We start from the raw sequence: 13,309 nt of genomic DNA on the forward strand, positions 1-13,309 counted from the left end.
TCCGGGCCGGGTGCGGCGCTGTGTGGCACGGCACCTTCCCAGAGAGGTTGAAGATGCTCTTTCTCGTCCGCCACGCCGAATCCATCGAGAACGCCACCAAGTACACCGGCTTCTACGCGAACCCCCGCCCGTGGTCCGGGCCGGCCGCGCATGTCCTGTCCCGGGACGTTGTCGGCCTGACCCCCCGCGGGTTCCTCCAGTGCCTGTGGCTGCGGCAGACGCTGCGGAGCTTGACCGGTCCCGACCCGGCGATCTACACCTCGCAGTACCGCCGCGCCCTCGACACCGCCGCGCTCGCTCTGCCCGGCCTGCCCTACGAGGTGACCGCGCTCCTCAACGAACAGCACTATGGCGCAGCCACCTACATGACCAAGCAGGAGCTGTACGCCACCTACCCCGAGGGGGCAGAGGACCGGCAGACCCGCAAGCACCTGTGGACGCCCCCCGGCGACGGCGGGGAGTCCCTCGCGGGCGGCGTCCTGCAGAGGGCCACGGCGTTCGTCGACGGCCTCGCCACCGTGCCCGCGTCGGATGTCGTGGCGGTCACGCACCACACCACGATCCTCGCGCTGCGTGCGGTCCTGGAACGCCGGCCGGTGACCGAACTGGTCGACGAGGCCCGCCTGCGCAAGACGCCCAACGCCGCCGTCCTGGTCTACGAGCAGGCCACCGGCGGCCTGTTCCACGCCCGCGGCACCATCCAGCCGGACTGCTGAGGAGGCCCCGAGCCGTGAACGTCCTGTACCTCAATGGGCCCGTGCAGAACGGCCCCTTCACGATCGCCGAACGGCCGGGCAAGGCGGCCGGCATCCGCGCGGCCGACGCGCTCAACACCCTCCTCGAGGCCGGGCCGGCCCCGCATCTGTGGAACACCGTCACTTTGGCCGGAGACCTGCGCCACCGTGACGCCCCTGACCGGAACACCGTCGCCCGGCAGGAGCGGGAGGAACAAGCGATCGCCGCCAAGTACGCACCAGGCGCGGCCCCGGCCGGTGGCGTCCTCACCGACACCGCACCCGCCGTGGCCGCCCTCGCGCTGGAGATGACCGAACACCTCCTGCAGGACGGCGTGCTGGCCCTCGCTCCCGTCACGGTCCTTCTCTGCACCCGCTGCGGCCACATGACCGGCACGGCCGCCCACGCCTGCCGCGCGTGCGGCCACCAGGGCTCCCGGCCGCACACCCGGCCGTTGCTGGTCTGGGACCGCCCTCCCGGCACACCCGTGCTCGCACGTGACGACGTCCACGCCCACCGGGCCAAGCCACCAGCGCACCTGCTGACCATCGCCCAGAACGTTCCTCAGCGGCTGATCCTGTCCCGCACCCGCGACCACGGCATCAGCCTCGCGCCGCTCGGGCTCGACGGCCTGGTCCTGGACCCGCGGGCCGGCATACACATCGCCGTACTGGCCGCCGCCGCCCGGCTCGGCGCCGAGCGGCCGGTGATGACGATCACCGAGAACGCCGCGGCGAACATCGCCGCCTACGGGGCCCCCTTCCGACAGCACAACGGAACACGACTGCGGTACGCACCGCACGGACGCATCCCGTACGACGACACCACAACGCTGCAACGGCTGTGCGAGGCACACCGCGTCAGCCCGGCGCAACAGGAGCTCTTCCTCACCTGGTTCCTGCCCCTGTGCTCACTGCACATCCGGGCGGGCATCACCGCAGCACAACTCCCTGCCCTGCTGAAATTCTGGCGCCGCGCCCACCTGGCCCGGCCGGACACACCCGGGAGTGACGGCCCCGCCGAACTGCGACGCCGCGTCGCGGCGGGTGATATGCGCTGGGTCATGGACGTCCGGGCCCTGTCCCGGGCCATCCCCAAGCACCCGCCCACCCATGGCTCCACACAGGAGCCGGAAGGAGCACACTGATGAACGACAACAACGCCTGGCGGTTCGTCAAGAAGCGGACCGCCGCCGACGGCGCGGTGTACGTATCCGCCGACGGAACCCGCTACCGGCGCACTGGCGGAGCCGACCTTCAGGCGGAGGCAGCCTTCCAGCGCCAGGTCGCGGACCTGGACTACCCGGTCCCGCACGTTCTGGAAGAGGGCTTCACCGACGACGGCCACTACTACGTCGTGGAGGAGTCGCTGGGCGACCAGACCCTGCACGACCGGGCAGTGGCGTCACTGAATGGCAGCCGCGCCCTGCCCGACGACGTCACCGACACCGCCGCGCAGGTCGCCGCCCGACTGCTGCGCGCCCAGGCCGCCCACCTTGCCCAGCCCACGCCCACGCCCAGTGCGCTGCGGCAGTGGCTGGACCGTGCCGGGTTCACCCAGAACGTCTTCCAGGAGAACCCCGACCTGGACAACACCCGCACCCGCGCCGCGCTCGAGCACGCGCTGGACCGCTTGGCCACGGTTCCGCTGGTGTACGGCCACCTCGACTACGGCCTGCCCAACGTCCTGCCGGCCGGGGTCATCGACTGGCAGCACCACGGCCTGGTCCCCTTCGGGTACGACGTCCTCCCGGCCCTGGAGGTCATCGCGTTCAAGGGCGGCAGCAAGGGCTACACCGCCAGCCCCGGCCAGCGGCGCCGCTACCTCGCCGCGCTGGATGACGCGGCCCGGAACACGACCGGACAGCCGGTCAGCCAGCACCTGGGCGTCTACCTGCTCGTCAAGAGCCTGTTCTTCCTCGCCCTGATGCGGCCCACCGACCCTGCCCGCACGGACAAGCACCTGAAGTGGCAGTACCGCCGTCACCTCTTCATGAAGGGACTGGAGCAATATGAGCGCACCGGGATGGTCGATACCGCCCTCTTCCCCGGCCTCGAAGAGTTCGCCGCTGGGTACCGCGCTGGCGACCATCCGTGACCGCGACTACCTCCTGGACCGCGCCGGGGTGATCTTCAAAGTCATCGGGGACGTCCACCCCGGCACGCACTTCCTGGGGTACGTGAAGTACTACCCGGACGCCCGCGGCGACCGGGTGCTGTTCGGCCGGACGTACCGGCAGAACAGCGTCGTGTCCAAAGCGTTCGGGCTCCTCGCCGACCGGCCCGAGTGCTACATCTACTCCCCCGCCGTGGGGTGCGTCATCACCGGCGTACCCCGCGAAGACATCGTCACTCACTACTCCTGCCGCCAGACTCTCACCGCACTGCACCAGAACCCCGGCCTTCTGAACGCAACCCCGGTCAGCAAGGACCTGCTCGCCATCATCAACTGGATCGTCACCGCCGACGCCGCGGACGTCATCGGCGTGACCGGCTCGTTCCTGGTCGGCGCCTGCAACGCCCGCTCCGACATCGACCTGGTCTGCTACGGGCCACGCGGCTACGAAGCGGCACAGGCCTTGTTCGCCGAACGCACCCTCATCCGCCCCTACGAGGGCGAGTCCCTCACCCGGCTGTACGTGCGACGCGCTAAGTACATGGTGGGAAGCTCCTTCGACGCGCTCATGCGTCAGGAGGCCCGCAAACTGCAGGGCCTGACAACCGGCGCCGGCGCGCACATCAACTGCGAGCCGCTGAGGGCCGACGGCGACAAGACGTTCGCCAGGGTCGTGGCCAAGGAGGTAGGGGCGATCTCCGTCCTCGCACGGATCACGGATCACTCCGAGGGCCTGGTCACACCGGCGCTCTACGGGATCGAGGTGGACACGGTCACGGAGTCCACGGTCGACGAGCCGTCCGTGTTCGCCCGCCGGATCACCCACCTCCGCAGCTACCTCGGTGCATACACTGGAGCGTTCCGCACCGGCGACGTCGTCTACGTGTCCGGCCGGCTGGTCCACATCCAGGGACCTGACGCGCACAGCGGCTTCGGCATCGAGCTGACCCCGTGGTCGGCAGCCGAGTCCTTCCTCGCCAACCTGACCCGCTGATCTGCACGTACAGCGACGCAAGGCTCTGAAGGCTGTCACCGAGCCCAGCCACCCGATCACCGCCACGGATCCCGGCCGCCTCGATGACCGGCGCTGGCCCTCTTGAAGCCGCCCGCGACCTGGACGGCCACGGCAGCGACGACCAAGCGCTGCGCTATCTCCCCATGCCGTTCCGGCTCACCAGCCGACCCGCACCCGGAGGCAACCGATGCCCGACCAGTCCCAGCGCACCATCCTGGAACGCTTCCCCGCCGGCGGCCCCCGCGGCTCCTGGCCCGCAGACGAGTACGCCGCCCGCCAGCAGACCCAAGGACAGCCCGCCCGGGTCGTCATGGACCTGCGCACCGACAGCTTCCTCGTCATCGCCGACACCCCCACCCAGGACTGACGACCGCACCGGCCGGGCCCCACCACCAAGGCCCGGCCCTCCCCTGCTCACCCACCGACCTGGGTTGACCCCGTCGCCCTGGTCCTCGTCCACCCCGACACCGAGACTGCCCTCACCAACACACTCCAGTGCGCCAGGATCCACGGCACCTGAACCCAGCCCTACCGCCTCCTCACGCACGCCCTCGCCGGGCGAGACATCCCGGCTGACCTCAACCTGACCGTCTGAGACCACGAAGCGGCCCTCGCCACCCGGACTCGATCCGGACGGCAAGGGCCGCTTTTCTACGTCCACGCCCTGCCCACTGGACGAGATCGTTCTTGCCCAATTGGGCAAGAACGATCTCGTGGGGTATACAGGCTTCAGCCTGCGGCTGACTCGGTGAGACTCTCCACGAGCAGCTCTGCGACAGCGGTCAGATCCTGCGGAGACAGATGCTCCTTCAGCGCAGCCACGATGCTCGCCGGAGAAGCAGCAGAGATGACGATGGACGTGGAAACCGAAGGAGCTGGATCCACCGCCGGGGTATTAACGCCGTTAACGGTCTGCTGCGGTACCGCAGGAGCAGAGGCAGCAACATCGGAACCGTTAACGCCGTTAACGGTTTGCCCCCCGCTCCCGTCCCCCAGCCGCCGACGCGGCGCACGCTGACGAGGCGCCTTCGACGCGGCCATAGCCTCCTGCGCAGCAGGCGCCTGCTGCTCCTTAGGCAACCGGCCGATGCGCCGGGCGGGCTCCACCTTGAGCTCACCAGCCTCTACGGCGGTCTGCAGCTCCGGGGTGAGCTCCAGCAGCGCCAGCCGCTGCGACACCCATGCCGGCGTCTTCCCCAGCCGCTTGGCGACCTTGCCCTGGGAACCGTGTACGTCGACCAGCTGCTGGATGGCCCTGGCCTGGTCCAGGGGCGGCACGTCCATCCGGTGCACGTTGGCGATCAGCGCCGACTCCAGGATGTCGGCGGCGGTGGCGGCCAGATCGTCGTTGACGTCGATCCGCAGCTCAGCCAACCCCGCTGCGCCAGCGGCCTTGAGCCTGCGGTTGCCGTCGATGACCACGTACTCGGCTGCCCCGATCTGCTCCTCCTGATCGGGGTGAGCGGCGAGGAAGGCAGCCCGCCGTGCGACGGTGACCGGCTGGATCTGCCCCCGCACGCGAAGCGACTCTGCGGTCTCCTCAATCTCGGTGTACTCGTCGCGGGGGTTGAACGGGTTGTGCGCCAGTTCCGCCAGCGGCACCGAAGCCGGCGGGCGCTTGCCCTCCCCGTTGATGATCTGCTGACGTGTCCGCACCCGTCGGGGAGCTTCCTTCGGACTGCCCTGACCGTCCTCGTCCAGAGTGAAGCCGCGCGTCACACGCTCCTGCGGCCCTTTGGAGTTGGTCTTCCTCATACCGCCAGTTCCTTCGCCAGGTCGCGCATCGCCTGCGCATGCTCACTATCGGGCGCGTACTCCAGCAGCGGGATCTCCCCGTCAGCCGCCTCGCGCCCCTCCTTCAGGTCACCGATGACTGCCAGCACCGCCGGTGAACTGCTGCGCTCCCACTGGTCGCGGTTCTCCTTGACCAGCTTTCCGCGGCGGCTGTCGTAGGCGTTGATGACCAGGCCGAGGTAGTCGATGGTGATGCGGCCCTTGCGGCACAGGTCTTCCATCTGCGCGCGCAGCAGCCGGAAGGCCCGGTGGGAAGCCTTGTTGGCCCATACCGGCGTGATGACGCCGGACCGGTCGGACAGTTCGCCGTCGCGGCGCCGTACGTAGTACAAGGCCGTATCCATGTTCAGGCCGAGGCTGGGCGGGCCGTCGATGATGATGATGTCGTAGTCGTCCTCCAGCGGCTCCAGCGCCCGCTCCAGAGCAGCCTCACTGAACGACACCTTCGACAACGCCACATCCCGCAAGAACGCGTCGTCGCTCGCGGGCAGGAGATGCAGACGCTCGCCGAAGCGCTCCTGGTCCAGGGCTACCAGCAGGTCGTGAACGTCGCCCTTGGCGGTCCCGTCCATGTGCATGAGCAGTGTCTCGACGTCGTCCTCGTACATGAGGTCCTCGAAGCCGAGCTCCGCTGTGAGATGCCCCTGGGGGTCGTAGTCGACGATCAGCACCCGGTGGCCGGCTTCCGCGAGTGCCTGGGCGATGCCGCTGGAGATGAACGTCTTGCCGACCCCGCCCTTCTGGTTGGCCACTATGACGCGGATGACCGGCTGCTCGGTGAGGGGCGACGCGGGAGAGGGGTGGGCCTCGAGCCAGAGCGTCAACGCCTGAGCCAAGCCTTGGACGTAGGTGACCCCGCGCTCGTTGCACGCGTTCTTGAACGCTTCAGGCTCGCCAGCGGGGAGGAAGGTCCCCCATGTCTTTGCGCCGGTGGTGTCGACGTCAGGGACCTGGTCCGCGGTGTACCAAGCCTTGATGGCGTGCTCAGTGGCGTCCTGAATGTCCATTCCATGCTCGAAGGCGCGGATCTTCAGGTGTCTCCGGAGCTGGGGAGTGAGAGCTGTAATTAGCTTCTCTCGCTCCCCTCGAGGGCTAGGGATGCTCATGTCGCCGAACATTACTAGGTCCATCAAGTCGTGGAACGGTGCCTCGCGCAGCGGTTGTCTTCGCCGAGGGCGCCGGCGCCATCCTCATGTTGGGCCAGTTCGTGCGCCTGGAAGGCAGTGGACCAGACGCGGCCGAAGTAGTCCTGCGGTCGGCGAAGGGCGAGGGAGAGAGCTTCCTCAGAGTCCGCCCCTCTAGAAGGGAGGATCGTTGGGGCCCCGGTCGGCCTGCGCGGCCGCATCACGCCGTCGGCTGGCCGCATGCTGTTCGGCGAGGGAGGGTATTCCGACGATGGCTTCAGCGGCGCGGCCATGCCGGATGAGCAGCTCGGCCACTTCCGATGGCCGCACTTCGGTGTCCGCTCGTAGCAGGGCAAGGGCCTCCTCAACGCGCCCCATCTCATCGAGGATCCACGCCTTGCTGACCGTCAAGCCGTACGTGTCCGGTGGCAGCGTCTCAGCGTAGGCGAGGGCCTCCTCGTGCCGGCCAGCCTCGCCCAGCAGCCATATCCGGTTCGAGCTGAACCAGGACGAGTGCTCTTCGATGAACTCAGCACTGCGCTCGTCGAGGAGCGCAAGAGCATCGTCCAGCCGGCCTGCCTCATGCAGCAGGTGAATGACGCCCTCGAAGAGGCAGGCATCGTGGTAATCGAACGTCGGGCGACCCACCTCGATGGCTTCCTCGATCCGACCTTGGCGGCCCAGCAGTTCGATCAGAGGCCAGCGGAACCGGTCCGGATACTCAGCGGCTGCGATGAAACGCCGCAGCACAGCCTCCGCCTCACCTGCCTGCCCGTTGTCTTCGAGCGCCCGCGCGTAGTACGCGAGCGTCTCACCCGCGTGCTCGCCGGTGCCCAGTACGCGCAGTTCCTCCACGCGCCCGTGGCGCCGCAGGAGCTCGGCGTAGGCGATCAGGGTGTTCTGGACCACGAAGCGACCGGCCGCGATGTCCGCCCCGAGCATCCGCACGGCTTCATCGGCCCGGCCCGCACGCTCCAGGACCTGGGCCTGGAGGTCCTGCGCGTTGCTGGGGCTGAAACCCCACCGCTCCTCGCCGCGGGCGCCGCGGGCTCGCTCGGCGCGCGGCGCGATCAGCTCCAGGACCTGTTCGTCACGGCCCCGGCCCTCCGTCAGCTCGACGAGGGTGGAGAGGATCCACTCCCTGTCCAGGTGCGGCGTGAGCACGGTGATCGCCTCGTTCAGCCTCCCCGCCTTGGCCAGCAGTTCCGCGAAGTCGTGGCACACCCACTCCGAGGCAAGGCCTTCCTCATCCGGGCGGACGGCGTCCAGGGCCTGCCGCACCCTCCCCGCCCCGACCAGGACCTCGGCCCTCTCCCAGCGCGCCCGGTTCCACCCAGCCTCGACGAACGGCTCCAGCACGCCCAGGGCCCGCTCGAACTCGCCCGCCCGGGACAGCTCACGAGCCGCCGCCTGAGCGCAGAACCACTCCCCCCGCTCCGACGCGGCCTGGACCAGCAGTTCCACCTCGCCCCGCTCCACCAGCATGGTGACCAGACGCGGAGATATTCCGCCGAGGGTCCGTGACTGCCATTCAAGATCGTCAATGTTCACGGGCCTGAGCGTACGGGCGACTACTGACAGGCCTCATCGACCAACTGCCGGAACCCACTCGTTCTACGCCGGAAGCACAGGCGAGCGGACGGGCTCGATGCGCCATCAGAAGAGGAGCCCGGCGACTGACAACCCCAGTGGGGCCGGACAGGAACTCCCTGTCCGGCCCCACTGGGGTTGCCTGGGTATGACCAACGCATGCCGATGGCGGACAGCTGTCCTGTCCAGGATCGGTTTTTCTGATCAGTCATTGGTGGTCTGGCCTGCACTGATCAGTTCGTGGTGCCTCGGTGGGCGGGGGTTGCAGTGTGCTAGTAGCTGCAGTGATTGTGGGTGCTGTGCTGAATCAGCGGCCTGGCCTGTGGCTTTGTCAGTTAGCTGGTGGGCGATCAGGTCGTGTCATCTGCGCTGCGCAAGGTTCAGGTTCACTGGTCGTTGGTATGCGGCGTCGCGAGATCGCCTTGTGTTACACGCTGTCGGCCCACGAGGGGACGAGGTAGGTGTGGACGTCGCCGAGTGAGAGACGGAGCGGGCCGAGGAGGCGGTGGGCGAGGTCGGGAGAGAGGTCCTCGATTGCGAGGGCCGTAGCGGCGAAGCACACGGCTTTCTGTTCGTCTGAGAAGTCCCGTACGTGCTTGCCTCGGATGCGGGCTGCTCGGTCCAGTGCTGTTTCCGTGTGTTTGATCAGCGCGTTCTTCAGCGTGGCCCGGTCGGCGGTCCTGGCGAGGTCCTGCGCCTCGTACCAGGCGGGGTCTTCGCGATCGGTCGGCCACGCCTTGTTGTAGGAGTGGCGCAGGGTGAGGACTTCGTCCCACGTCAGCTTCTCCAGCCGGGTGAGCAGTGCTGCCGCTGTTCGCCCTTGGGGACCCAGCGCCCACCAGGCCGGCACCCGAAACCATATTCGCTGGCTCCAGGTCCGTCCGGAGCGCTCCTCGTCGTCGTTCGGGACCAGAGTGAAGATCCACAGCCCGAACGGGACCTCGGCCGTGAACGGCAAGTAGCTGGCACCCGATGTATGTGGTGCTGCGCGGTACCAGGGCTGTTTGCGGCGCCGCAGCGGCACGCCAGGTGTTTCCTCGATGAGGACGCCGCGGTCGTCGCGCAGGGAGGCGGCGTAGTCGACCGGGTCGTCGTCGAAGCCGCGGCCTGAAGGCCGTGTGACCTTCCAACCCCAGTCGGCCGGCAGACGGCTCGGGTCCACTCTCGCGGCTGCCCAGTCTTCCCACCCAAGGCCAGGCATTGCTCCCCCTCCGTGACGATGCTGACCCCATCTTGGAGCATCCCGCAACGGGCATGCCGTGCGGACGCCGAAACCGACGCTTGGGCAGGCGCGTACGGTGTGATGCCGGATGCCACCGCCGTGAAGACACCGGGGAGATGCTGAAGTCGGGGCAGGACGAGCATTGTTCCTTTTACCGACCGTTCCGACGCTGGCTGCAAGGCCACAGCCGACGGCCACGCGTACACGAAGACGGATGGTGCTGGTATGACCATTGCACCCACACGGGCGGCGCACCGGCGAAACACCTGACTGCGCCCCGCCATGGGCCGTTATCAACGACTCATGCTCACGACTGTGCTGCGTGGCCTGGCCGCCGCGTCCCTCGCCGTCCTGCCCCTCAGTGCCGCCACACCTGCGCACGCGGCAGACACCCTTCCCCTGACCGAAGCGGTCGCTGCCCTGCCGGTGGCGGACGAGTCCCGGGAGGGCTACACCCGGGACGCCTTCCGCCACTGGAATGCCGGTGCCGACCCGTCAGATGGCTGCAACACCCGCGCCGAGGTCCTGATTGCCGAGGCGGTGGAGCCGCCCACGGTCGGCACCGGCTGCCGGCTGACGGGAGGACGCTGGTGGTCGTACTACGACCAGGTGTGGGTGACCTCGGCCTCCGGCCTCGACCTCGACCACATGGTGCCCCTTGCGGAGAGTTGGGACAGCGGCGCCTCCGCGTGGACAGCATCACGCCGTGAGGCGTACGCCAACGACCAGGGCGCACCGGCCAGTCTGATCGCGGTCACCGCGCGTTCGAACCGATCGAAGGCCGACCAGGACCCGGCCCAGTGGCTGCCGCCGGCCGCCGGGGTGCACTGCCGGTATGCGGCGGAGTGGGTGGGCACCAAGCTCCGCTGGAGTCTTGCGGCCGATGAGGCGGAAGTCGCGGCTCTGCGGGAGGTGGCGGCCGGCTGCCCGGACCAGACGGTGACGTACGAGCCTGCTGCGTGACCGGCCCGTCCCGCCCCGCCGCCCGGAAGCGGCGGGGCGGGACGTCTGCTGTGGTGTGGGGAGGTGGGGTCAGCCGCAGTCGTTGCGGTTGATCTTCAGGGAGCGGGTCTGGTCGTTGAGGTTGTAGCCGCGCAGGTCGTGGATGGATCCGCCGCTGCGGGTGACGCACACCCAGCGGCCGGTGTGGTTGCGCTTCTCGTAGACGCGGGCGGTGCGGTCGGAGTTGTTGCGGATCGAGCTGCCGCGATCCCGGATCGCGGTGGGCAGGTCCTTCACGCTGCCGTCGGAGGCGCGGCGGACCCAGGGCTGCCCGCCGAAGTTGATCTCGGGGTAGATGCACACGTAGCCGTCCGGGCAGTCGATCGCCGCCCGCACGGTGCCGGTCCCGGGGGAGGCGGAGGCCGGCATAGCCGGAGACAGGAGGGCCAGGGCGGCCACGGCCGCACCCATCAGTTTTCTGATCACGGCTCTACACATACGGGCACCGCGGGCCGGCCGGAGCTTTTTGCGCGGGGGGCCACCCGTGTGGAGGAACCCGGTCCCGGGGGAGCCGGCCAGATGCCCGGCGACGGCGGCCGGTGGGGCGGCACCTGGCAACCGGGCCGCGGGGGAGGGCAGTACGTCGGCAGTGGGCCGGGAATGCTGCCGGTGCCCGGAGGGGGGAGGGGTCCGGTGTGAGGGTGTCCGCAGTGTGCGGTGCGGGCGTGCCTGCGCTAGAGTGGATCTTGAAGGCGAGCGGTCCGTTCCGGCGGCTGCCGGCTGTGCGTTGGTCGTCTAAGGAAAGATGCCCCGCTTCCTGCGGGGAGATGCAGGTGCAAGGCCTGCCCGGCGCTCCACACGAGAAGCCCTGTTCCTGCCACTGGCAGGAACAGGGCTTCTTCCAGTTCCGGTTCCCGGCGCCGTCCCGGAAGCGGCCGGGCACCTTCCACAGCCGCCGATGTCCGGCGGCCGGGCCGGGCCCGGTCACCGGGCGGTCTGCAGCCCGCCTTCCGGCGCCGGGGCGGGGAGGACGGGCTGGGAGGCAGTCGGCGCCGGTGCCGGCCGGCTGGGCGTGGTGGTCAGCCGTGGTAGGTGATGTAGCCGTTGTTGTCGCGGTCGTTGGCCTTCTTCGTGTACGAGTGGACGTCAGCGCGGGCACCGCCGGGCTTGTGCAGGTAGATGGTGTCCTTGTCGTTGTTCCACATGAAGTTGCAGTTCTGCCGGTAGGCGACGTTCTTGGCGTCGGAGTCGGTGCCCCGCCCGCCGCGCAGGCTGACCTGATCGCCGGGCTCGAGGACGTGGCTGGCCCTGAAGGTGTAGGTGTTGCCGGCGGCGTCCTTGACGACGTAGCCCTTCAGGTTGACCTTCGCGGTCTTCGAGTAGTTCTTGATCGTCAGGTACTCGTTGTGGGTGTTGCCGCCCGAGCACTTGTTGGAGTCCCGGCCCGGGGCGTCGTACTGGATGCCCTTGATCTTCAGGGCCGAGGAGTACTCGGCGGCCTGGGCCGGGGCGGCCGCGGCCAGGCCGAGCCCGGCGACGGCGGCAGCAGTTGCGGCGGCGGTCAGGATGCGACGGACGTGCATGAGGAATCCCCCTCGATGGTGCGAATGGAGCGCCCGGAGCATACCGAAAGTGATCATTGCGGGGAGAAGGAATGAAGGAACTGTGACGGTAGGGCTGCCTGGTGTCGACGGCGGCCCTCCGGCCGGGAACCCGTCCCTGGAGCCTGTGCTCGTTCCCGCAAGGGGGGCCGCAGCGAGGTTGCTACCGTTGCGCTCACCGCATCTGTGCAGGTAAAAGGGGATAAGAGCGTGTCCGTCGTGGATTTCTGTGCCCATGTCGCCGCCCGTGGCGGCGTTCTGGGCGCCACTGTCGGCACCAGCCCCAAGGGGTGGGAAGCCGTCCTGGGACACGCCTTCCTGGACGTACTCGGCGGTGGCCTCCTGCGCCGCGACTACGGACTCGTGGAAATCAACTTCTCGCCCCAACAGCCGGACCAGCCCGATCGGATGGCGTGCTTCGGCTTCGGCGTGCCGGTCCAGCGGCTGCTGTACGACCAGTCACCGGACACGGTGCCCCCACCGCTCACGCGCACGTACGGGACCTTCACGCCCCGGGTCCCCTTCACCGCACTGCCCGCCGCTCTCCAAGCCCTCGGGCACACCGTCGCACTCGACACGGACAACACGTCGCGCGACATGAACTGCTACCGCGTGTCCCGCTCCGCGGCCCGCATCCACGTCATCGCCGACCCCGCCCCCGGCGCATCCGGAGCCCCGGACCAGAACGGGCACCAGGAAGGCGACGTCTGGTCCATCGACGTGTGGTGACCGGCCCTGCGAGGTGCCCTGGAACAGCGGCGCCACAGCAGCTGGGACTTCGGCCGAGAGCCTGACCACGGCAGGTCAGCCGCCGGGCCGGGAAGGAAGCCGGAGCCGGCACCGCCGCACTCGTCCCGGCCTGCGCGGCCCCGACCACGACACCGGCCACGGCGACCGAGACCGGGCCCGGGACCGCTGGGCGACGGTGGACAAGCAGGCCAGGCCACCGACGACGAGCACCAGGAGCAGCAGGACGAGCAGAGCAAGCGTGGACACGTGGTCCCCCTCAAGGTCGAGCACGCGAACGGTCCGCGTGCGATGAGGATGGAGCAAGGAAGCTCACCAGCCCCGCACGTCTAGAAGACTCATGAAGATCTTGGGGTTCTGGCCCTGCCGCGTGAGCGGCAGGGCCAGACTCTTTGGTGTGGTGATGGGGGAATGGGCCGGGGAG

Annotated in this window: 13 protein-coding genes; 7 read left to right on the forward strand and 6 right to left on the reverse strand. The window is 68.9% G+C overall.

What is annotated here, in order from left to right:
* Positions 1-53 precede the first annotated feature (53 nt).
* The 5 genes from ACIRFH_RS30935 to ACIRFH_RS30955 all read left to right on the forward strand — a co-directional run bounded on the left by ACIRFH_RS30935 (position 54) and on the right by ACIRFH_RS30955 (position 4,232).
* Positions 54-716 (forward strand): histidine phosphatase family protein, encoded by a 663-nt coding sequence (locus tag ACIRFH_RS30935; RefSeq protein ID WP_403527989.1) that lies wholly within the window; start codon positions 54-56, stop codon positions 714-716.
* Positions 717-730: 14 nt separating this feature from the next.
* A complete protein-coding gene (locus tag ACIRFH_RS30940) occupies positions 731-1,882 on the forward strand; it encodes a hypothetical protein (protein ID WP_403527991.1) in 1,152 nt (383 codons plus the stop codon).
* A complete protein-coding gene (locus ACIRFH_RS30945) occupies positions 1,882-2,832 on the forward strand; it encodes a phosphotransferase (protein WP_403527994.1) in 951 nt (316 codons plus the stop codon). Before ACIRFH_RS30940 ends, ACIRFH_RS30945 begins: the two co-directional genes overlap by 1 nt.
* Positions 2,747-3,844 carry a hypothetical protein gene (locus tag ACIRFH_RS30950; protein ID WP_403527997.1) on the forward strand — a complete coding sequence of 366 codons (1,098 nt, stop codon included), beginning with the start codon at positions 2,747-2,749 and terminating at the stop codon, positions 3,842-3,844. Before ACIRFH_RS30945 ends, ACIRFH_RS30950 begins: the two co-directional genes overlap by 86 nt.
* Positions 3,845-4,052: 208 nt before the next feature.
* Positions 4,053-4,232: a hypothetical protein gene (locus ACIRFH_RS30955; protein ID WP_403527999.1), complete on the forward strand. Its 180-nt coding sequence runs from the start codon at positions 4,053-4,055 to the stop codon at positions 4,230-4,232.
* Positions 4,233-4,594: 362 nt separating this feature from the next.
* On the opposite strand, the gene ACIRFH_RS30960 is transcribed toward ACIRFH_RS30955, so the two are convergent.
* The 4 genes from ACIRFH_RS30960 to ACIRFH_RS30975 form a co-directional block, all read right to left on the reverse strand.
* A complete protein-coding gene (locus ACIRFH_RS30960) occupies positions 4,595-5,620 on the reverse strand; it encodes a ParB/RepB/Spo0J family partition protein (protein ID WP_403528002.1) in 1,026 nt (341 codons plus the stop codon).
* A complete protein-coding gene (locus ACIRFH_RS30965; protein WP_403528024.1) occupies positions 5,617-6,765 on the reverse strand; it encodes a ParA family protein in 1,149 nt (382 codons plus the stop codon). Before ACIRFH_RS30965 ends, ACIRFH_RS30960 begins: the two co-directional genes overlap by 4 nt.
* 192 nt (positions 6,766-6,957) lie before the next feature.
* Positions 6,958-8,334 (reverse strand): hypothetical protein, encoded by a 1,377-nt coding sequence (locus ACIRFH_RS30970; RefSeq protein ID WP_403528005.1) that lies wholly within the window; start codon positions 8,332-8,334, stop codon positions 6,958-6,960.
* Positions 8,335-8,800: 466 nt separating this feature from the next.
* Positions 8,801-9,535 (reverse strand): hypothetical protein, encoded by a 735-nt coding sequence (locus tag ACIRFH_RS30975; RefSeq protein WP_403528007.1) that lies wholly within the window; start codon positions 9,533-9,535, stop codon positions 8,801-8,803.
* A gap of 363 nt (positions 9,536-9,898) precedes the next feature.
* Here ACIRFH_RS30975 and ACIRFH_RS30980 point away from each other — a divergent pair, with 363 nt between their 5' ends.
* A complete protein-coding gene (locus ACIRFH_RS30980; RefSeq protein ID WP_403528010.1) occupies positions 9,899-10,558 on the forward strand; it encodes an HNH endonuclease family protein in 660 nt (219 codons plus the stop codon).
* Positions 10,559-10,627: 69 nt separating this feature from the next.
* Here the strand turns inward: ACIRFH_RS30980 and ACIRFH_RS30985 are convergent, their stop codons facing one another.
* Positions 10,628-11,023 carry a peptidase inhibitor family I36 protein gene (locus ACIRFH_RS30985; RefSeq protein ID WP_403528012.1) on the reverse strand — a complete coding sequence of 132 codons (396 nt, stop codon included), beginning with the start codon at positions 11,021-11,023 and terminating at the stop codon, positions 10,628-10,630.
* A gap of 593 nt (positions 11,024-11,616) precedes the next feature.
* Positions 11,617-12,120, reverse strand: a complete 504-nt coding sequence (locus tag ACIRFH_RS30990; RefSeq protein ID WP_403528015.1) for a lamin tail domain-containing protein — start codon at positions 12,118-12,120, stop codon at positions 11,617-11,619.
* A 228-nt stretch (positions 12,121-12,348) separates the two neighbouring features.
* Between ACIRFH_RS30990 and ACIRFH_RS30995 the strand changes: the two genes are divergently transcribed.
* Positions 12,349-12,867, forward strand: a complete 519-nt coding sequence (locus tag ACIRFH_RS30995; RefSeq protein WP_403528018.1) for a hypothetical protein — start codon at positions 12,349-12,351, stop codon at positions 12,865-12,867.
* Positions 12,868-13,309: the final 442 nt, after the last annotated feature.

Source organism: Streptomyces sp. NPDC093586, assembly GCF_044764905.1.
GTDB lineage: Bacteria > Actinomycetota > Actinomycetes > Streptomycetales > Streptomycetaceae > Streptomyces.